General features: G+C 47.7%; 19 protein-coding genes. 16 read left to right on the top strand and 3 right to left on the bottom strand.

Annotated features, from left to right (window positions below):
* Together RDL68_RS01050 and RDL68_RS01045 are read left to right on the top strand one after the other, a co-directional pair.
* A partial coding sequence (locus tag RDL68_RS01050) for a glutamate ligase domain-containing protein (protein WP_308539811.1) occupies positions 1-796 on the top strand: 796 nt, incomplete at its 5' end.
* A gap of 9 nt (positions 797-805) precedes the next feature.
* Positions 806-1,786, top strand: a complete 981-nt coding sequence (locus tag RDL68_RS01045) for a dihydropteroate synthase (RefSeq protein ID WP_308539810.1) — start codon at positions 806-808, stop codon at positions 1,784-1,786.
* A gap of 54 nt (positions 1,787-1,840) precedes the next feature.
* Here RDL68_RS01045 and folK read toward each other — a convergent pair whose 3' ends face one another.
* From folK to folE, 3 genes are read right to left on the bottom strand one after another with little or no spacing between them, the layout of a single operon-like run.
* Positions 1,841-2,665 carry a 2-amino-4-hydroxy-6-hydroxymethyldihydropteridine diphosphokinase gene (folK, locus tag RDL68_RS01040; RefSeq protein ID WP_308539809.1) on the bottom strand — a complete coding sequence of 275 codons (825 nt, stop codon included), beginning with the start codon at positions 2,663-2,665 and terminating at the stop codon, positions 1,841-1,843.
* 8 nt (positions 2,666-2,673) lie between these two features.
* Positions 2,674-3,171 (bottom strand): HD domain-containing protein, encoded by a 498-nt coding sequence (locus RDL68_RS01035; RefSeq protein ID WP_308539808.1) that lies wholly within the window; start codon positions 3,169-3,171, stop codon positions 2,674-2,676.
* 5 nt (positions 3,172-3,176) lie between these two features.
* Entirely contained in the window at positions 3,177-3,731 is a 555-nt protein-coding gene (folE, locus tag RDL68_RS01030) for a GTP cyclohydrolase I FolE (protein ID WP_308539807.1), read from the bottom strand.
* Between the two features lie 255 nt (positions 3,732-3,986).
* Between folE and rimP the strand changes: the two genes are divergently transcribed.
* From rimP to rny, 14 genes are all read left to right on the top strand, one after another.
* The gene (gene rimP / locus RDL68_RS01025; RefSeq protein WP_308539806.1) at positions 3,987-4,451 is read left to right on the top strand and encodes a ribosome maturation factor RimP; all 465 of its coding nucleotides are present in this window, start codon (positions 3,987-3,989) and stop codon (positions 4,449-4,451) included.
* A gap of 28 nt (positions 4,452-4,479) precedes the next feature.
* Positions 4,480-5,643, top strand: a complete 1,164-nt coding sequence (gene nusA, locus RDL68_RS01020; RefSeq protein WP_308539805.1) for a transcription termination factor NusA — start codon at positions 4,480-4,482, stop codon at positions 5,641-5,643.
* Positions 5,636-5,902: an RNase P modulator RnpM gene (rnpM, locus tag RDL68_RS01015; RefSeq protein WP_308539804.1), complete on the top strand. Its 267-nt coding sequence runs from the start codon at positions 5,636-5,638 to the stop codon at positions 5,900-5,902. Before nusA ends, rnpM begins: the two co-directional genes overlap by 8 nt.
* Complete coding sequence (gene infB, locus RDL68_RS01010) at positions 5,902-8,103, top strand: translation initiation factor IF-2 (protein ID WP_308539803.1); 2,202 nt, start codon at positions 5,902-5,904, stop codon at positions 8,101-8,103. The genes rnpM and infB overlap by 1 nt, the downstream gene beginning before the upstream one ends.
* A gap of 40 nt (positions 8,104-8,143) precedes the next feature.
* On the top strand, positions 8,144-8,548 hold the full coding sequence (gene rbfA / locus RDL68_RS01005; protein WP_308539802.1) for a 30S ribosome-binding factor RbfA: 405 nt from the start codon (positions 8,144-8,146) through the stop codon (positions 8,546-8,548).
* Entirely contained in the window at positions 8,545-9,504 is a 960-nt protein-coding gene (locus RDL68_RS01000; protein ID WP_308539801.1) for a bifunctional oligoribonuclease/PAP phosphatase NrnA, read from the top strand. Before rbfA ends, RDL68_RS01000 begins: the two co-directional genes overlap by 4 nt.
* Positions 9,501-10,439, top strand: a complete 939-nt coding sequence (gene truB / locus RDL68_RS00995) for a tRNA pseudouridine(55) synthase TruB (protein WP_308539800.1) — start codon at positions 9,501-9,503, stop codon at positions 10,437-10,439. The genes RDL68_RS01000 and truB overlap by 4 nt, the downstream gene beginning before the upstream one ends.
* A 22-nt stretch (positions 10,440-10,461) precedes the next feature.
* Entirely contained in the window at positions 10,462-11,415 is a 954-nt protein-coding gene (locus tag RDL68_RS00990; RefSeq protein ID WP_308539799.1) for a bifunctional riboflavin kinase/FAD synthetase, read from the top strand.
* 113 nt (positions 11,416-11,528) lie between these two features.
* Positions 11,529-11,795 (top strand): 30S ribosomal protein S15, encoded by a 267-nt coding sequence (rpsO, locus tag RDL68_RS00985; protein ID WP_308539798.1) that lies wholly within the window; start codon positions 11,529-11,531, stop codon positions 11,793-11,795.
* Positions 11,796-12,021: 226 nt separating this feature from the next.
* Entirely contained in the window at positions 12,022-14,121 is a 2,100-nt protein-coding gene (pnp, locus tag RDL68_RS00980; RefSeq protein ID WP_308539797.1) for a polyribonucleotide nucleotidyltransferase, read from the top strand.
* Positions 14,122-14,263: 142 nt separating this feature from the next.
* Positions 14,264-16,660 (top strand): DNA translocase FtsK, encoded by a 2,397-nt coding sequence (locus tag RDL68_RS00975; protein WP_308539796.1) that lies wholly within the window; start codon positions 14,264-14,266, stop codon positions 16,658-16,660.
* Positions 16,644-17,189 carry a CDP-diacylglycerol--glycerol-3-phosphate 3-phosphatidyltransferase gene (gene pgsA / locus RDL68_RS00970; RefSeq protein WP_308539812.1) on the top strand — a complete coding sequence of 182 codons (546 nt, stop codon included), beginning with the start codon at positions 16,644-16,646 and terminating at the stop codon, positions 17,187-17,189. The genes RDL68_RS00975 and pgsA overlap by 17 nt, the downstream gene beginning before the upstream one ends.
* Before the next feature lie 12 nt (positions 17,190-17,201).
* Entirely contained in the window at positions 17,202-18,308 is a 1,107-nt protein-coding gene (gene recA / locus RDL68_RS00965) for a recombinase RecA (RefSeq protein ID WP_308539795.1), read from the top strand.
* Positions 18,309-18,348: 40 nt separating this feature from the next.
* Positions 18,349-19,893 carry a ribonuclease Y gene (gene rny / locus RDL68_RS00960; RefSeq protein ID WP_308539794.1) on the top strand — a complete coding sequence of 515 codons (1,545 nt, stop codon included), beginning with the start codon at positions 18,349-18,351 and terminating at the stop codon, positions 19,891-19,893.
* The last annotated feature ends 43 nt before the right edge of the window (positions 19,894-19,936 follow it).

The following is a 19,936-nucleotide window of genomic DNA, read 5'->3' as shown; positions in this document are numbered from 1 at the left end:
GCTCGACCATACCCAATATCTCGGTAACACTCTTGCCGCCATCGCCGGAGAAAAAGCCGGCATTATCAAATACGGCTGTCCGGTGGTGCTTTATCCGCAGGAAGAGGAAGTGGAAAAAACCGTCGAAGCGGTGGCAAAACAACAGAATGCGCCGGTAACGAAACCTGATTTTCAAACACTTATTAGAGAAAACGCTTCACTCGATGGTCAACGCTTTCATTGGACCGATGATGAAGGAAAGACCTGGTCAATTTCGCTTTCCCTGATGGGCGACTATCAGATGATGAATGCGATAATGGCGCTTAGTGCAATTACGCTGTTGCGTCGGAGAGGAAAGATTTCCGTTGACGATGAAACCATTCTTCGCGGACTGGAGAAAACCGCCTGGAAAGGGCGCTTTGAACGAGTGTTGGATGCGCCCCTCACCATATTGGATGGTGCGCATAATGTCGGCGGTGCAAGGGTGTTCGCCGAATCCGTGAAGGATTTTTTAAGCAATCGCGAGATTGTTATGGTGTTGGGCATATTGGCCGACAAAGAAATTGACAAAATGCTTGCTCTCTTTTTGCCGCTTGCCAAGCATGTGATTACGCTGACACCGGATAATCCGCGCGCGATGTCGGCAAAGGAACTGGCGGAAGAAATTCAAAAGCGTGGGGGCGAGGCAACACCATGTGAGAACCTCGATGAAGCATGGAGGACGACAAAATCGTTCTGCACGTCCAAGAATAGCGCCGTGGTATTCGTCGGTTCTCTATATATGGTCGGCTACGTGCGTAGCTTTCTAAAGCGATAAGGAGTAATTATGAACCAGGAACCTGTTTTTCAGCTGGGGAAACACAGCTTTACGCGGAATGACCGTTGCCGGATTTGTGCCATAGTTAACGTCACACCGGATTCCTTTTCAGACGGTGGCAATTGGGACACGACGGAAAAAGCGGTGAATCACGCACTTTCTCTCATCGATCAGGGTGCGGACATGTTGGATATCGGGGGAGAATCCACTCGTCCCGGATCACATTACATCGAGGTGGAAGAAGAAATTCGCCGTGTTGTGCCGGTAATTGAGACATTGCGCAAAAAGACGGATGTGCTTATTTCCGTGGATACGTGGAAGGCACCGGTAGCAAAAGCTGCCCTCGATGCAGGCTGCGATATGGTAAATGATATCACCGGTCTTATTGGTGATACGGGAATGGCGGAAGTAATTGCTAAGAATAACGCCGGGCTCATTGCCATGTTTAATCCGGTGGTGCTTCGTCCGGATCATCCAAACAGTAAAAAATTCCCCCAATTTGGAGAAGGTTCTGCCTTTACGAAAAAAGAGAAACGCGATTCCGCTAAGGAAGACGACATTCTCATTCTATTAAACCGTTATCTTGATCGCAGTTTGGAAGTAGCCAAAGCGGCAGGCATTGCGCAAAAACATATCCTGCTTGATCCGGGCATCGGTTTCGGCCTTTCAAAACGTGACAATTTACGTTTGATTCAACATTTACCGGCGTTGCATGAGAGAGGATATGGCATTTTCTTAGGCGTTTCGCGCAAACGCTTTATTGTCAATTTGTTGCAAGAGGCGGGATATTCGGTAGATCCGGATACGAAGGAAGGTTTCTCGAATCGTGATTACGCATCCGCCATGCTTACCGCATTGGCAGCCCGTGAAGGCGTCGAAGTTGTTCGTGTGCATACGATAGCGGAACATCGCATGGCAGCCTTAGTTGCCGATACAGTTCGACTGGCAGACCAACAGGAAGATATTAATTTTGCCGGGTATGCACGTTAATTCTCATGAAAAAACAAAGACGGCAGGGAAGATTTCCCTGCCGTCTTTGTTCGATCATTTTTCTTTCAAGGGATGCAATGCGCTATAGAGCTCGCGTATCGACTTTCTGCATACGGGATGGAGGAGGAATGGCGCAATTTCATTCAGTGGCTCCAGAACAAAGTCGCGCTCCGTCATGTAGGGGTGAGGGACGGTTAGTCTATCGGTTTGAATGATTTCGCGATCCACCAGAAGAATGTCGAGATCAATAGGGCGCGGTCCCCAATGCTCATGACGAATGCGACCCATTTCCGCCTCAATTTGCTGCAAAATCGTCAGCACATCTTCCGGTTCTTCAAAGCTTAATACTTCTACCACCTGATTCAAAAAAACGGGTTGATCGGTTTTACCCCAAGCCTTTGTCTCCAGAACGGAAGAGGATTTTTTTACCGTAAGACCGGATGCGATCAGAGCGTTCACGGCATTTTCCAAATTCGCCTGCCGATTCCCCATATTCGTACCAAGCGCAATCCAATACGTACGCCATTTTCGTGTGATGGAAACTTCGGGATAGGCTAGGGGAAGCCCGATGGGCGCGAAAGGTTTTTTGATGGATACGGTCGCTTCACGGACAAAGGGAAAAACGGAAAAGATGTGCTGGACGATGCGGTAAGCACAGGTTTCCAAGAGATCATAGGTATTTTCGGTGAGTAGACGTGTAATATCGTTACAAAGCAGACCGTAATGAACGGATTGTGTCAAATCCTCTTCCTTCGTTGCATTTTTCATATTATAGGCGCAATCCACAGAAACCAGGAATTTTTGCCCCAGTTTTTTTTCTTCCGGAAAGACCCCATGATGTGCCATGATTTCAAGATCCACTATGCGCAAATGATCCATGATGCCTCCTAATAGTGCAGGGTTCGGTTTTTTTTGTCTTCCTGCCAGTGACAGGAAGAAATCGCTGCGCAATAGGCGCAGGGACGGGAAAGTTTATCTGCGCGGTAAAACAGTTCTGTTAACGAATCCTTGCCGTGGGTTCTATGGCTGCGAATGAGGGAAAGAACCGTTTCCTTTTCGTCTTTCGTAAACGTGGAGTTGGCTAAAAACGGCTCGGCTATCTTCGCGGAAGCCTCAGCATGTGCCATACCGGAGGTTATTTCCTCGACACGACCGATATCATGAAGAAGCGCTGCGGTATAAAGCACATCTTTGGAAACGGAAAGACCTTCTTCCAAAGAAAGGATATAGGCGATACGTCCCACGCTTAAAAAGTGATCTAAATCATGCTTGCAGTATACGCGCTCTTTTTCCAGATCATTAAGACGGGTAAGAAGAGCAGCATAGCGAGGATCTCGATAGATACGATTCGCATTTTCCATTGGATTATTTACTGGTTTTACCATATTCATTAGAAATCCATTAACCGATACACTTCATTTTTCAAAGTTTCGTCCTCTTCAATATTGCCTAATGCACAGGCGGTGACGGTTTTTGTACCCGGTTTTTTTATACCGCGCATGGTCATGCAGAGATGTTCCGCCTTTGCGACCACCAATACGCCTTTTGCCCCTAAATAGTCGCGTATTGCTTCGGCAATTTGCTGCGTCATGCGCTCTTGAATCTGCGGGCGCTTGGCATATACTTCCACCGTTCGGGCAAGTTTCGAAAGACCCGCCACTTTGCCGTTGGGAACGTAGGCAATATGAACTTCTCCATAAAAGGGAAGAAGGTGATGTTCGCAGAGAGAATAAAACGGGATATTTTTTTCAATGACGAGATTGTCATTCACAAATTCAAAGGTTTTGGAGAGATGGTTTTCTGCCGTTGTTTCCAATCCGGCGAAAAGCTCTTCACAGGCGCGCGCCACGCGAGCAGGCGTTTCTAAAAGACCTTCGCGGTTTGGATCTTCACCAATGCCTTCTAACAGCAGGCGAACGCCTTGTTCAATCTTTTGGGTGTTCATAGGGTATCCTTTCTGTTGTCGATAGAAGCCGGATATGCCGCTTCTTGCAAAGTGCTTTAATTGTACTCTATTGTACGGTTTCTGTCGCATAAGAACAGAGTAAACCCGTGAATACGTATTCTGGATTCGTTCAAGCGGAGAAGAAGGGAAGTCTTGTTAATCCCCTAAAAATATGCTATGATAGCACCGATAGATGTTGACACGGAACAAGAGCGGAAACCCGCTCTTGTTTTTTTCAAACCGGAAGGAGGCGAGATGAAACAAAGCATGGTAAAAACCTGGCGACCTCGTTTTGATGAGGTAGTTCAAGAGGCTGGTTATGAGTTATTAGATGTCGAATTTGTGCATGAACAGGACGATGCCATTCTGCGCTTTTTCATCTATCATCCGGACGGCATTACCGTGGATGACTGCGAAATAGTAAGCAATGCACTCAGCCCGAAATTAGATGAATGGGACCCGATTGATCAGCATTACCTTCTTGAAGTCAGTTCACCTGACTTATCGCGACCGTTGAAAACCGACCGCCAACTGGAGCTTCATATCGGCGAGGAAGTGGAAATCGGACTGTATAAGAAGGAAAACGGGACAAAGCTGTTGGTCACACCCCTTATCGCGTTTGATGACGATAAAGTTGTGGTAATGGATAACGGGACAGAACGACAGATTTTACGCGCGGACATTGCACAAATTCGTCCGCATATTGCATTTCATGAATGACACATATTGAGGAGGAAAAGCAAGGCACATGAACAAGGAATTATTGCAGGCCCTGGATGAACTGCAGAATACGAAGGGCATAGCCAAAGAAGTCATTTTAGATGCTATGGCAAAGGCGTTGGAAAAAAGTTACGAGAAAAATTTTCAGGATGAAACAAATGTAGAAGTTATCGCGGATGAGATGACCGGTGATTTTCACGTGTATCAGCTGCGAGAAGTGGTGGAAAAGGTGGAAGACCCCATTCGACAGATTCGTCTTGAAGACGCGGTTGTGCGGTATCCCAAAGCGCAGGTGGGCGACAGTATTCGTATTGAAGTACAGCCGGATAATTTCGGGCGCATAGCCGCTCAGACAGCGCGAAACATCATTATTCAGAAACTGCGCGATGCGGAACGCGAAGCAGTATATGATGCCTATATTGACCGTATGAAGGAAATGATTGTCGGTACAGTTCAGCGTATTGATAACAACAATGTCTATATCAATTTAGGCAAGACAGAAGGGGTAATTACCAAGCGGGAACAAATCCCCAGAGAACGTCTGCACGTGGGAGATCGTGTAAAACTGTATGTATGCGATGTTCGAATCTCTTCCCGTGGGCCACAAATCCTGCTTTCCCGTGCGCATCCCAATTTGGTGGCACGTCTTTTTGAACAGGAAGTGCCGGAAATCAGCGATGGCGTTGTGGATATCTATTCGGTGTCTCGGGAAGCCGGATCCCGCACAAAAATCGCCGTTTGGTCGCATGACCCGAACATTGATCCCATCGGTGCTTGCGTTGGCTACAAGGGAAATCGCGTCAATTTGATAGTGGAAGAGTTAGTTGGCGAAAAAATGGACATTATTATTTACAGCGAGGATCCCAAACAATTCATTGCCAATGCGCTAAGCCCTTCCGCTGTGAACAAAGTAATTCTGAATGAAGAAGAACATGCCGCCGTGGTCATTGTACCGGATGACCAGTTATCACTTGCGATTGGCAAAGAAGGGCAGAACGTGCGCTTGGCTGCTCGCTTGACCGGTTGGAAGATTGATATTAAAGGACAGACACAGTACGATGCCGATCCCGTGGCTTTCGGAGAGGATGAACAGGAACAAGAGTCAATAGATCTGTTTGCCCTTCCGACAGAAAAAATCGAAGAAGCCGAAGAAGTAACAGATACGCCGGAAGAAGGGGGCGAGGATGCCTAAAAGAGAACCGCTTCGCAAATGCGTTGTCTGCGGAGAAAGAAAAGAGAAAGCCGATCTTCTCCGCGCGGTTCGTCTGCCTTCCGGGGAAGTCTGTATTGATGAAACAGGAAAAACGAACGGGCGGGGAGCCTATCTCTGCCGTTCTCTGGAATGTGTTGAAAAAGCGGAAAAAAAGAATCGTTTGAAAGCTGCGTTAAAAACGCAAATAGGAGAGACCTTTTATGAAGAGCTGAAACGATCGATTGAGGAATCGAGGTAATGATGAGAGTATATGAGTTAGCCAAAGAACTGGATAAACCAACGGGTGCTTTCCGCGCGCTGGTAAAAAAAGAGTTATCGCTGGAGTTTCCTTCCCATATGTCCGCCATCGAAGATGCCGATGTGAAACGGATTCGTTCGCTTTTTGCGGAGAAGAAGAAAGCCCCGTCTAAAAAAGACACGACGAGTGATGCAAAAAAAGACAGCAAAAAGGAAAGCAAAAAAGAAGCGAAAAAGGACAAGCGTCACGGGCAGAGGGAAGAGGAAGAAAAACCGGCTCATAAGCCGCACAGCGATAAGAAGAAAAAAGACAAGCAGCATGTGCCTGCTCGTGTAATGGAAGCGGAGCAGAAGAAAGAAGAAAATGCTTCTCCTCGTCGCAAACGGAAAAAGATGCCCAAGAAAGAACGGGATGTGGTACAGAATGTCGATACTTCCGAAGAGGTAGACAGCATTATTGAAATTCCTGCCGAAATAACGGTTGGCGATTTTGCTAAGGCGATTCATAAAAATTCGATGGAGATTATCACCGAGCTGATCAAAATGGGCATTATGGCTGGCTTGAATGAGTCCATCACCTTTGAAACCGCCTCAAAAGTCGCGGAAAAATTTGACGTGTTGATTACCGAACCGGAAGCGTCCGATGTGGATGAGATCTTTGAACCGCTCAACGTCCAGGATTCACCCGATCAATTAAAATCGCGTCCGCCGGTAGTGACCGTTATGGGGCACGTGGATCACGGAAAAACATCATTACTCGATGCCATCCGCAAAACGGCAGTTACACGCGACGAGGCAGGCGGCATTACACAACATATCGGTGCTTCGGTTGCTATGGTGGAAGGTAAGCCCATCACGTTTATTGATACACCGGGACATGAGGCGTTTACGCAAATGCGCAGCCGGGGCGCGCAGACAACAGATATTGTTATTCTGGTCGTCGCTGCAGATGACGGCGTTATGCCGCAAACCATTGAAGCGATCAACCATTCTAAGGCGGCGAAAGTGCCTATTATCGTTGCCATCAACAAGATGGACCGACCGGGCGTGGATCCCAATCGCGTGATGACGGAACTGGCGGAACAAGGGTTAGTCGCTGAAGAATGGGGCGGTGACGTGGTCATGATTCCGCTTTCGGCAAAAACGGGAGACGGAATTGACGATTTGCTGCAGATGGTGGTCATGGTCGCAGAGATGGAAGAGCTGAAAGCGAATCCGCATCGCGCTGCCGTCGGCGTTGTGCTGGAATCCCAAATTGAACGGGGACGTGGTGCAACAGCATCCGTATTGGTACAAAACGGAACGTTATATGACAAGGATTACGTTGTCTCCGGACAGGTGAGCGGTCATATTCGATCCATGTTTGATTCGCACGGCAAAAAAGTGCATAAAGCCGGACCGTCTACACCAGTTAAGATTACCGGCCTTTCGGATTTACCCGAAGCCGGTGATGCGATTTATGCGGTTGCCGATGAAAAAGTGGCAAGAAGCTATGCCGAAAAAGTGGCACAGCGTAATCGTGATGAACGCCTGAACAAAACAACGCACATCTCCTTGGATGACCTGCACATGCAGATTTCTGAAGAAGGATTAAAGGAACTCAATCTCATCGTAAAGACCGATGTAAAGGGAACGATTGACGCGCTGGCGGGATCGCTTGCCAAATTGGGCAATCAGGAGGTAAAGGTCAATATTATTCATGGCGCGGTCGGCGGTATCAGCGAAAGCGACGTTATGCTGGCGGTTGCCTCCAATGCGATTATCATCGGCTTTAATGTGCGTCCGAACCAAGGCGCTATCCGTCAGGCGGAACGCGATGAAATCGATATTCGCACCTATCGTGTTATTTACGATGCCATTGAAGATATCGAGCAGGCTATCAAGGGAATGCTTTCGCCGACGATTAAAGAAGAAGTGCTGGGACGCTGCGAGATTCGAGAAACCTTCAAAGTGCCCAATATTGGCACCGTCGCCGGAATCTACGTCACGTCCGGAAAGATTGTGCGCAACGCCGGTGTCCGCTTGTTACGAAATGACGTAGTTATACATGAAGGGACAATTTCCTCTCTTCGTCGATTCAAGGATGATGTGAAGGAAATTGCGACCGGTTTTGAAGGCGGCTTGGGCATTGAGCGCTATAACGATGTCAAAGTTGGCGATATGGTGGAATGCTTCCATGAAGTGGAAGTGCCTGCGGAATAGGCGTTTCGCGGACAGATAGAAAAAAGAAAGTGAGGACGCCATGAATGAAAAACGCTTAGGGCGTATCTCTCAGGAAGTGAAAAAAGCATTGTCGGAAGCGGTTTTTTTCGCCTTGAAGGATCCGAAAATTGCATCGGTGCTGACGTTGTCGGAAGTCCGTGTTTCCAGCGATCTTTCGTATGCTGATATTTACGTCAGCGTGATGGGATCGGATTGGGATAAACGCCAAACGCTGGAAGGTCTCAGCAATGCCGAAGGTTTTTTGAAAAATTATCTGGCGCATCATGTGAAGCTGCGCCAGATTCCGGAACTCCGTTTTCATCCGGATGATTCGATTGAGCACGGCATGTATATGGATAAGCTGATTGCGGATACCATGCGCAAGGATGAAGAAAGCCGTGCGGCAAGAGAAGAAGCAGAGAATCAAGCGGAGGAGGAAGCATGACCAACCGCGAGATGGTGCATCGTGTGCTACAAGAAGCCGAAACGATTGCTATAGCGGGCCACGTTCACCCGGACGGAGACAGTTATGCTTCCGTCCTGGGGCTCGGTCTTGTGTTGCAAGACGCAGGAAAAAAAGTAGATATGTTGGCAGAAGAGCAAATTGCTCATTTCTGTTACCTTCCCCGATTTGCATCGCTGCGGCCTGTTGACGAAGCGAGTAAATACGATCTCTTTATTCGCGTTGATTTAGGTGATACACAGCGTATGGGACGATCAGAAATCGCTCTGGCGAACAGCAAACACAGCATTAATTTTGATCATCATCTAAGCAATGACGGAAGCTGTGAATATGCAATTCTTGACCCAAAAGCCTCCTCCACCTGCGAAATTATTGCCGCTTTTCTTTTAGAACAGAATTGGACCATCTCTCCCGATGCCGCGACTGCCCTCTATGCCGGTATTATCACGGATTCCAATCGCTTTTTATATGATACGGCAAGCGCGCGTACCCTCCGTCTTGCTGCCGATCTCTTGGATTGCGGCGCGGATGCTAAACGCGTCTTTTTTCATGAGTATCAAAATGAGAAGGCGAACCGGATCGCTTTTGAAGGTGCAGTGGTGGAGCAAGCCGAAGCTTTGCACGGTGGCAGGATGCAATTAGCGAATATTACCCGAACGCTTATTGCGCATTACGATTTAGAGATGCCAGAAGCGGAAGGCGTGGTCGACACATTGCGCAATTTGCAGGGTGTTGAAGTGGCTGTTATTCTCAAAGAGCAGACGGAAAACATCCAAAAAGTGAGTTTGCGTTCAAAAGAATACGTGAACGTGGCGGAAATTGCCAAAATCTTCGGCGGCGGAGGCCATACGAAAGCTGCCGGCGCTACGATAGAGGGAACGAACAAGGAAGCGTACGCTGCGCTGCGTAAAGTACTGGAAGGGCTTGAAAAGCCATGATCGGCATTCTTAACGTATATAAAGAAGCAGACATGACCTCGTTTGATGTAGTGGCTATTGTACGTCGGGTTCTACAGACACGTCGTGTCGGTCATCTGGGGACATTGGACCCCATGGCGACGGGCGTTTTGCCCGTTCTGGTGGGGAAAGCCACGAGACTTTGCGAGTATTTTGATGAAAATGACAAGGAATATGTCTTCACTATGCGTTTCGGGCAGGAAACCGATACATTGGATTCCACCGGTACGGTTCTTCGCCAAAGAGACAAAACGCATATCCCAAAGGATTTGCTTCTTTTGCAGGCAGAGCATTTTGTAGGCACCTATACGCAAGAGACTCCTCTTTACAGTGCTGTGAAAGTGAATGGGAAAAAGCTCTATGAGTATGCTCGCCAGGGTAAGAGCGTTTCACGACCGATGCGCACGGTGACCATTTTTTCCTTGAACTTAGAAAAAGTGCTGCCAGACGGTGCTGTTTTTCGCTGTCGCTGTTCAAAAGGTACGTATATCCGTCAACTCATCGCCGATATGGGGCGCGCTTTGGACACATATGCCACAATGACCGCTCTTGAACGAACAAAAGTGGGCGCATTTTCGTTGCAAAATGCTGTACCCATTTCAGCAATCAAAGCGATGACCCGTGAAGAAGCACAACTGTGCTTGACTGGTGCGGATTCAGCGCTTCCGCAACTTCCTAAGGTGATGTTAAATGCCGAAAAGAGCCGGCGCGTGATGCAGGGGCAGGTCGTGTTTCTTACGCAAGACGATGAAAAGGAAGTGGACTCTTCCGCTGTTTTTTATACGTCACAAGACGCGCGGTTTACCCTTCCCGAAGGCAATAGAGAATGGGTTCGTGTGTATGAGGAGTGCCGTTTTCTCGGCATCGGGGTTCGCTGCAACGGATGCCTCAAAATGAAAAAGTTGATTGCCGAATAGCGTAGGAAACGGATAGGATAGCATGAAGGAATTGGATTACGACCAGAACGGATTTCGTCAGGAACAACCGACGGTAATTGCTCTGGGTAATTTTGATGGGGTCCATCGTGGACATCAAAAGCTTTTGGTTACCGCAAAAGAGATTGCGAAGAAACGTGGGCTTTGTCCGTCGGTTTTACTGTTTAAGAACCATACGTCGTCGCTTTTAGAGGCGAAAACGAAACGGTACTTAATGCAGGTAGAGGACAAAATGCGCCGTCTACATGCCTTTGGAATAGAAAACATCTTTCTTTGTACATTTAACGCCGCTTTTGCTGCACAAGAAAAAGAGGTCTTTATACGTGATATTCTGTATCGCGATTTTCAGGTTCGACATGTCATGGTGGGCAAAGACTATCGTTTTGGCGCTCACGCCGCCGGTTCTGTTGCGGATTTGTTGGCGGCAGAAAAGGAAGGTCTTTTTCGCGTGCGTGTGGTGGACGATGTTTGCTATGAGGGAGCGCGTATCAGTTCTACGCGCATTCGAGAAGCTATTCAACAGGGAGAGATTGATCGTGCCAACGCCATGTTAGGATTTCCCTATACGATTTCCGGCAAGGTTGTGCATGGAAAACGGCGTGGACATGGCTTGGGTTTTGCCACGGCTAACCTGGGTATTTCGTTTCCCTATCTGATTCCACATGAAGGCGTGTATTTGACCGAGGGGATCCTTCACGGCAAAAGCCATTTCGGCATGACTTCTGTGGGAACGAATCCCACGTTTCAAGATGGTACAGAAATTCGCATAGAAACGCACTTTTTTGATTTTACGGAAAACATCTATGATGTGCCCATGGAGCTTTCTTTTCTTCGTTTTGCCCGTAAGAATATCCGTTTTTCGGATCCGTTGCAATTGACGAAACAGATGCAACAGGATGAAGCGCTATTGCGCTCTTGGGCAAAAGAATGGCAGGATGCTTTACCTGCGTTACAGTAAGCGAATAAAATTTTGCAATTTACCAACGAATCCGGTATAGTGTACAAGTACTCTTTCTCGGAGACGGGTACTCCGACCCGCTCTTAGAAAGCAGCGAAAGAAAGGAAGAGGAGATGCTTACAAAAGAAAAAAAAGTAGAAATTATCAAAGAATACGGCAAAAATGAAAAGGACACCGGTTCTCCGGAAGTACAGATTGCTCTTTTGAGCTATCGTATTGCCGAGTTGACGGAACATCTTAAAGACCATGCAAAAGATAATCATTCCCGCCGCGGTCTGTATATGCTCATCGGTCAGCGCCGTGGGTTACTGAACTATCTTTACAAAAGGGATATTGAACGTTATCGCAATATCATTGCTCGCTTGAATTTGCGCGGCTAATCAAAGTGAATCTATGAAAGCGCTCGCTTGCCGATTTTGGCAAGCGAGCCTTTTTATGCTTATTTATGAGGAAAAGGAGAGGGAAAACGGCAACAACAAAATAAAAATCCCGCAGTAATTCGCGTCTTTTCGCGCAATTTGATATACTGGAAAGGTCTATGAAAAACGCGAACGACCTCGTCGCAGACGAAGGGTGAGTGTTCATCTAAACCAAGAGGAGGAAAGAATGAGAGAATTCGATTACCGTTCCGAGGTAACGAACAATGCCTTCCATGTTACGATTGGAAAAGTGGCAGAACAGGCAAACGGAGAATGTATTCTGCGTGCAGGAGACAGCGTCGTGTTAACGACTGCCGTTATGAATCGCAATGTCCGTGAAGGACAGGACTTTTTTCCGTTGACGTGCGAATATCAAGAAAAACTGTATGCGGTCGGTCGTATTCCCGGCGGCTATATTAAGCGCGAAGGACGCGGATCCATGGAGGCCACACTCAATGCGCGCCAGATGGATCGTCCGATTCGTCCTTTGTTTCCGGAAGGCTTTAAGAATGATGTGCAGGTGATTGCTACGGTATTGTCGGTTTCTCCCGATGATCCACCGGAGATTTTAGCAATGAATGGTTCATCCCTCGCACTTTCTCTTTCCGATATTCCGTTTGATGGACCGACCGGTGCGGTCATTGTCGGTTACATTGATGGGGAATATATCATCAATCCTTCCGAAGAACAAATGGAACATTCCGAGCTGAATCTAACCGTCTCCGGTACAGAAGAAGCCATTATGATGGTCGAGGCGGGAGCGAACGAACTTTCCGAAGAGCAAATGCTTGGCGCAATTCTCTTTGGTCATAAAGAGATTCAGTCCATCTGCCGATTCTTCAAGAAAATCGCAGCAGAAGAAGGAAAACCAAAATACGAATTTGTCAAGCACGAACCGAATGCCCAGTTGCGTGAACGTGTTGAAGCCTTTTCTAAGGATCGCCTGATTCAAGCATTGCGCTCCGATAATAAAATGATCCGTGAAGACGGCATTACCGAGATCAAAAACGAAACGTTTGAACTGTTCGAGGCCTCCGATGCCGATATCTTCCCAAGCATTCGCAACGATATTGATGCCATTATGGAAGAAATTGTTCGAAACGAAGTGCGTCGCCTGATTACCGAAGACAAGGTGCGTGCGGATGGACGCGCCATGGATGAGATTCGTCCGTTAAGCGCGGAATGCGGCTTGCTTCCTCGTGCGCACGGTTCGGGGCTTTTCAAGCGCGGACAGACACAGGTGCTTTCTGTGGTTACCTTAGGTGGCCCGCGTGATGTGCTCTACATCGACGGACTTCATCAGGAAGAAGTGGTCAAAAACTATTTCCATCAGTATAATTTTCCGCCGTTCAGCGTAGGGGATACTAAACCGCTGCGCTCGCCCGGACGCCGCGAGATTGGTCACGGCTTTTTGGCGGAACGTGCGTTGCTGCCGGTGCTTCCGGATTCGACCACTTTCCCGTATACCATTCGTGTCGTTTCTGAAGTGCTTAGCTCAAATGGTTCGAGTTCCCAGGCTTCTATCTGCGGGTCTACACTTTCTCTGATGGATGCCGGTGTGCCCATCAAAAAGCCGGTTGCCGGTATTGCCATGGGTCTCATTAAAGAAGGCGAGCACATGTCCATTCTTACCGACATTCAAGGGTTAGAGGATCATCTGGGCGATATGGACTTTAAAGTTGCCGGAACGAAAGATGGTATTACCGCTTTACAGATGGATATTAAGATCGAAGGCATCGATAAAGAAGTTATGGAAGTTGCGCTTGCCCAAGCAAAGAAAGCTCGTGCTGAAATTCTGACGGTTCTTACCGATTGCATTGCCGAACCACGCAAAGAGCTGTCCAAATACGCTCCGCGCATCTTGGCACTGGACATTGATCCTGAAAAGATTCGTGAAGTCATTGGTAAAGGTGGAAAAACGATCAATGGCATTGTAGAAGCCACTGGTGCGGTTATTGACACCGAAGATGACGGACATATTACGATTACGTCGCCGGATGGGGAAAGTGGTGAAAAAGCCAAGCAGATGATTTTGGATATCATCCGCGATGTGGAAGTCGGAGATGTTTACGAAGGAACGGTGGCGCGTATCATGAAATTTGGCGCCTTTGTTGACCTGGGCGGCAACAAAGAGGGGATGATTCATATCTCGAAGTTAGCAAATGAGCGCGTAGAGAAGGTGGAAGATGTTGTCGAAATCGGTGACAAAGTCAAAGTCAAGGTCATCGAAATTGACGATAAAGGACGCATTAATCTTTCGCGCAAGGCGTTGTTACCGCGTCATTAATGACACCCGATGCCCTATTACAACCGTAACACGATAAGGCACAAAAATGAGACGGCACCGACACAGATGATTCACTTTCTGTTGTCGGTGCCCCTTTTTATTCTCGTCGATATGGTATACTGATTGATGGTGAGGAGGCAGCATGGCAAAGACAACAAGACGTAGAAAAACGGTAACTAAAGACCAAAAAATGCAGTATTTTCTCGTTGCTTGCTTTATTGCACTCATTATCTGCGCAGCAACGATCTATTTTCGTGCGCAGACGGGCTGGTTTGGAAAAGCAATTGGCGGAGCGGTTTTTCGCCTTTTCGGCGTTACGACGTATGCCGTTCCTCCGTTGACCTTTTTGTTCCTCGTCTCCGCTGTCTCCGGTAATTTACACGGAAAATTGCTGCGTACACTTGTATTTCTCGCTTCTATTTTTTTATGCGTGGCGATGATTATCGGTGTGCGCGATTTGCCTGTAGCGACGGTCAATACGACGGTATCTCTTTCGGCGGAGCGAGGGGAAATCCTACGCGGCGCAGGCATCACCGGAGGACTGCTCAGTCTGCTTTTTCGACGCATTATTGGCGAAATCGGCATTTGGCTGCTTTTTGTCTTTGTGCTTTTTTTCTTTGTTCTGCACTTGTTTGATGTCAAGATGGTGGAATTTTTTACGATTTTAAGTGAATGGATTCGTTCCGGGTGGAAAAAGACAAAAATGACCGGTAAAGCGATGCGAGAAAAAGCGGAACTTCGTCGTCAGGAAAAACGTGTGCTACGTGAACAACAGCATAAGGAAGAATCTATCTCGTTTGATGCTGATCGAGCGACGAAACAAGAGGAACAAACTACTTCCTGGCAGGACGATTCTTTTACTTCTCCGTATATTCCCAAACCATTTGACGCGGATGTTCCTTCCGAGGATGTACCGCTTTCGCATTCCCGTAAACAAGAAAATGCGGTGCCATATGACGGGGCGATTTCGGCTATGGAAACCCCTCTCGAAAAAGAGAAAGAAGAACAGGTATCGGTTTCTTCTCGGAAAGCTTCTTCAACGTCTGAAAAGCAGGAGCAATTCAGCATGGAAAACTATGGTGTATCGATGGATGAAGATAGCGAGAACACTTATATTACGCCACCCATTGAATTGTTGAAATCCGGAAAGAAAAGTGGCGCTGCTCGTGAAACGGATTTGGAACAACGCGCTAAAAAGATTGAATCGACATTAGCGTCTTTTGGCATAGAAGCACACGTGGTCTCTATTCAGCGCGGACCGACAGTAACGCAGTTTGAGTTGCAGCCACAGGCAGGCATTAAGGTCAGTCGTATCACGAATCTCGCCGATGACTTGGCGTTGGCTTTGGCGGCGCAGGATATTCGTATTGAGGCGCCTATTCCTGGAAAGCCATACGTGGGCATTGAAGTACCTAACCGTGTTTCGGATACGGTTTCACTTCGTGATTTATTTCAGTGCGACGCATTTGTGCAAGAAAAGGACGGCATACCCATCGCGCTTGGCAAAAGCATTGATGGTCATCCGGTCATTGCCAAGATAACCAAGATGCCGCACTTGCTGATTGCCGGCGCTACCGGATCGGGAAAATCGGTATGTATCAACACCATCATTATGAGCATCCTCTACAAGTATTCGCCATCGGAAGTACGCCTCATTCTCATAGACCCGAAAGTGGTTGAGCTATCCGTCTATAATGAAATTCCGCACCTGATGATTCCGGTCGTAACCGATCCAAAAAAAGCGGCAAAGGCACTCTACACGCTTGTCAAAGAGATGGAACGGCGCTTCAAGCTATTCTCGCAGTTTTCGGTGCGTGACATCAGCGGATACCGCGAGCAGCAGAAGATTGACGAATCGATGGAGAATCTGCCCTATATCGTGCTCATTATTGACGAGTTGTCTGATTTAATGATGGTAGCCTCTAAAGATGTTGAGGCGCATATTACGCGTCTTGCGCAGATGGCGCGCGCTTGCGGTATCCATCTTATTATCGCTACGCAACGCCCTTCCGTCGATGTCATTACCGGAACGATCAAGGCGAATATCCCTTCGCGTATTTCTTTTGCGGTCTCGTCTTCTATCGATTCACGTACCATTTTGGATCAGAGCGGATCAGAGAAACTCTTAGGAAAAGGTGATATGCTTTATTATCCGTCACATTTTCCCAAGCCGAAGCGTGTGCAGGGAGCTTTTGTTTCCGATGCGGAAGTTTCACAGGTTACGCACTTTCTGACCGACCAGCATGACGTTTGCTATGACAAAGAGCTGATTGCTTCTCTTGAAAAGACGGCGGATGTCGTACAAGAAGACGAAGATGCGCCAAAAGACGCATTAATGGAAGAAGTGCTGGAATTTATCAGTCATGAGGAAACAACGTCCATCAGTGGTCTACAACGCCGTTTTCGGATAGGCTATGCACGCGCCGGACGTATTATCGATGATTTGGAGGCTATGGGAGCTATTTCTCCGCAGGATGGCTCGAAACCACGTGAAGTGTATATTCACGAACAGGAGGATGACGATGAATCTGCCCAATAAGTTGACGATGCTTCGTTTCGCTTTGATTCCTTTTTTCGTTGTGACCTACTTGTTGCTTGAGCCGTCGAGCCCCATTCCGGCGTTGTTATTTATCATCGCATCGGTTACCGACTTCTTAGATGGGTATATCGCCCGTAGAGATCATTTAGTTACTACCTTTGGAAAATTCATGGATCCTTTGGCAGATAAAGTGCTGACGCTTTCCGCCTTTATTCTTTTAGTCGGAAAGGGGCAATTGGCTTCGTGGATTGTGGTGATTATTGTTGCTCGTGAGCTGATGATTACCGGGTTTCGCACGGTGGCGGCATCGAATGGGGTGACGATTGCTGCTTCAAAATGGGGAAAATATAAGACGACATTTCAAATGCTAACCATTATTGTACTGTTACTTGCTCACAGCTGGTTATCATTTATGCAGGATACGCACATTACGGAAATACTCGTAATACTTACCCTGGGATTTACGATTCTCTCCGGCGTTGATTATTTGGTCAAAAATCGTAAGGTATTGGATCTAAACAACATCTGAATGGAGGAAATTATGGCCATTGCAAATATGAAGCAGGAAGACAAAGAAAAAGCGCTAAAAATGGCGTTTAGTAAAATTGAAAAACAGTTTGGCAAAGGTGCCATTATGAAGTTAGGCGAACAGACGGTGCAGGAGATTGATGCCATACCGACCGGTGCCATCAATCTGGATTTGGCACTTGGCGTGGGCGGATTGCCGCGTGGACGTGTCATTGAGATCTACGGTCCGGAAAGCTCCGGAAAAACGACGCTTGCGCTGGAAACCATCGCGCAGGCGCAGAAGCTCGGCGGCATCGCGGCGTTTATCGATGCGGAACATGCTTTAGACGTCGGTTATGCCAAACGTTTGGGTGTGGACACAGATAATTTGGTTCTTTCCCAGCCGGATGACGGCGAATCAGCACTGGAAATACTGGAGAGCCTCGTGCGTTCCAATGCCGTGGATATCGTTGTTTTGGACTCGGTTGCCGCCCTTGTTCCGCGTGCGGAAATCGAAGGCGAAATGGGGGATACGCATGTCGGACTTTTGGCGCGACTCATGAGCCAAGCCCTTCGTAAATTGACTCCGATTGTTGCAAAATCCAATACAACGGTTGTCTTTTTGAACCAGATTCGGCAAAAGATTGGTGTCACGTATGGCAATCCGGAAGTCACTACCGGCGGCGTAGCTTTAAAGTTCTATTCCACCATTCGACTGGATATTCGACGCGGCGAACAAATTAAAGAGGGGGAAAATGTCCTTGGCAATCGCACGCGCGTCAAAGTCGTTAAAAATAAGGTCGCTCCTCCATTCAAACGAGTGGAGTTTGATATTATGTACGGGACGGGCATCTCGAAAATCGGCACGCTGCTCGATACGGCATTGGATTTTGGTATCGTCGAACGCGCCGGTGCGTGGTATAGTTATGATGGAGAGCGTCTCGGACAGGGTAGGGAAAACGCCAAGAAATTTATTGCGGAAAATCCCGACCTGCACAAAAAATTGGAGAAGGACTTACGAGATACCCTCCACGAACAAGCTCAACGCGAAGAGGAAGGCGAGGGTTTTGCGAGCGGCAAACAGAGCGAAACGGTAGATAACGCCCCTCAAAAGGACAGTAAAACCATCACGTTGGACTAACAATGAATGTGTACGAAAAATAGTAAGGAAAGGAGGTACCATGGATAACCTGATTATTCCCGTAGTAGCATTTTTAATCGGCGCTGTACTATTCTTTTTTGTCGGCAATACGTATCGGGCAAAGCAAAACCGTGAAAAGATCGGTTCCGCGAAAACCTTAGCGGAGAAGATTTTGGATGATGCGAATCGCGATGCGGAAACGGCAAAAAAAGAAGCATTGCTTGAAGCCAAGGACGAAATTCATCGTTGGCGTGAAGAGCAGGAAGCGCAGTATGCGCGTCGTCAGAATGAATTGCAGGATGCGGAACGTCGCTTGAACAAACGTGAAGATCTTTTGGACGAAAAGTCCGTGCAACTGGAAAATTTAGAAAAGAAAGTTGCAAAGGATCAAGATCGCGTTAGAAGTAAAGAGCAGCGTGCCGACCAATTAATGACACAACGGCAGAACGAATTGGAGCGGATAGCGGATCTTCGCCCTGAGCAGGCGCGCGAAATGGTTTTAGAAAAAGCGCGTGAAGATGTTGTGCACGAGCGAGCGCAAATTCTTCGTGAAGAAGAAGCGAAAACGAGGGATGAAGCAGAAAGTCGTGCGCGGGAAATCATTACGCGCACCGTTCAGCGTTATGCGTCAGATTACGTTGCTGAAAGCACAGTGACCGTTGTCTCGTTGCCAAACGATGAGATGAAGGGGCGTATTATTGGCCGTGAAGGACGCAATATTCGCGCCTTTGAACAGCTTACCGGCGTAGATTTGATTATTGATGATACGCCGCAGGCAGTTGTTTTATCTTGCTTTGATCCGGTGCGAAGAGAAGTCGCCCGTGTAGCGCTTGAAAAGCTGATTGTTGACGGACGAATTCATCCGACTCGAATCGAAGAGCTGTATCAAAAGGCTGAACAGGAAGTGGAACACGCCATCCGTGAAGCAGGCGAGTTAGCTGTCGATGAGGTAGGAATTCGCAATATTCATCCGGAAATCATCCGCACATTGGGAAAATTGAAGTACCGCACTTCTTATGGACAAAATGCCCTCGGGCATACCATTGAGGTGGCGCAGCTTGCCGGAATGCTGGCCTTGGAGTTAGGAGCCAATGTCAAGATTGCGAAACGTGGCGCATTGCTGCATGATTTAGGCAAAGCGATCGATCATGAGATTGAGTTACCGCACGTGGAACTCGGGGTTCGTTTGGCAAAGAAGTACCATGAGAGCAAAGAGGTCGTTCATTGCATTGAAGCGCACCACAATGATGTGGAACCGACCACGTTAGAAGCCTTTATTGTAAAAACGGCGGATGCGTTATCGGCTGCCCGTCCGGGTGCTCGCCGCGAGTCAACGGAGAACTATATCAAGCGTCTTGAGGATTTGGAAGCCATTGCTAACGCATTCCAAGGCATTGATCAGTCCTATGCGATTCAGGCAGGACGCGAGATTCGTATCGCGGTTAAACCGGAAGAGGTTTCGGAAGATAAAATGGTGGTGCTCGCACATGACATTGCCCGAAAGATTGAGAGTGAACTCGAATATCCCGGGCAGATTAAGATCAATATCGTGCGTGAAACGCGCGCCAGCGACATCGCTAAGTAATCTATTTTCTATTCCAATTAGCAACATATTGAAAAGTCCTATA

This window comes from uncultured Murdochiella sp. (genome assembly GCF_902488755.1).
GTDB lineage: Bacteria > Bacillota > Clostridia > Tissierellales > Peptoniphilaceae > Murdochiella.
The sequence above is the reverse complement of the archived record's forward strand: the minus strand, read 5'-3'. Positions and strand labels throughout refer to the sequence as shown.

Excerpts from the sequence above, each read along its gene's own strand:
- truB (WP_308539800.1), top strand. The coding sequence starts at position 9,501 with ATGATCGGCATTCTTAACGTATATAAAGAAGCAGACATGACCTCGTTT.
- folE (WP_308539807.1), bottom strand. The coding sequence starts at position 3,731 with ATGAACACCCAAAAGATTGAACAAGGCGTTCGCCTGCTGTTAGAAGGC.
- rny (WP_308539794.1), top strand. The coding sequence starts at position 18,349 with ATGGATAACCTGATTATTCCCGTAGTAGCATTTTTAATCGGCGCTGTA.
- RDL68_RS00975 (WP_308539796.1), top strand. The coding sequence starts at position 14,264 with ATGGCAAAGACAACAAGACGTAGAAAAACGGTAACTAAAGACCAAAAA.
- RDL68_RS00990 (WP_308539799.1), top strand. The coding sequence starts at position 10,462 with ATGAAGGAATTGGATTACGACCAGAACGGATTTCGTCAGGAACAACCG.
- folK (WP_308539809.1), bottom strand. The coding sequence starts at position 2,665 with ATGGATCATTTGCGCATAGTGGATCTTGAAATCATGGCACATCATGGG.
- rpsO (WP_308539798.1), top strand. The coding sequence starts at position 11,529 with ATGCTTACAAAAGAAAAAAAAGTAGAAATTATCAAAGAATACGGCAAA.
- pgsA (WP_308539812.1), top strand. The coding sequence starts at position 16,644 with ATGAATCTGCCCAATAAGTTGACGATGCTTCGTTTCGCTTTGATTCCT.
- RDL68_RS01045 (WP_308539810.1), top strand. The coding sequence starts at position 806 with ATGAACCAGGAACCTGTTTTTCAGCTGGGGAAACACAGCTTTACGCGG.
- rnpM (WP_308539804.1), top strand. The coding sequence starts at position 5,636 with ATGCCTAAAAGAGAACCGCTTCGCAAATGCGTTGTCTGCGGAGAAAGA.
- infB (WP_308539803.1), top strand. The coding sequence starts at position 5,902 with ATGATGAGAGTATATGAGTTAGCCAAAGAACTGGATAAACCAACGGGT.
- RDL68_RS01000 (WP_308539801.1), top strand. The coding sequence starts at position 8,545 with ATGACCAACCGCGAGATGGTGCATCGTGTGCTACAAGAAGCCGAAACG.
- rimP (WP_308539806.1), top strand. The coding sequence starts at position 3,987 with ATGAAACAAAGCATGGTAAAAACCTGGCGACCTCGTTTTGATGAGGTA.
- nusA (WP_308539805.1), top strand. The coding sequence starts at position 4,480 with ATGAACAAGGAATTATTGCAGGCCCTGGATGAACTGCAGAATACGAAG.
- pnp (WP_308539797.1), top strand. The coding sequence starts at position 12,022 with ATGAGAGAATTCGATTACCGTTCCGAGGTAACGAACAATGCCTTCCAT.
- RDL68_RS01035 (WP_308539808.1), bottom strand. The coding sequence starts at position 3,171 with ATGGTAAAACCAGTAAATAATCCAATGGAAAATGCGAATCGTATCTAT.
- recA (WP_308539795.1), top strand. The coding sequence starts at position 17,202 with ATGGCCATTGCAAATATGAAGCAGGAAGACAAAGAAAAAGCGCTAAAA.
- rbfA (WP_308539802.1), top strand. The coding sequence starts at position 8,144 with ATGAATGAAAAACGCTTAGGGCGTATCTCTCAGGAAGTGAAAAAAGCA.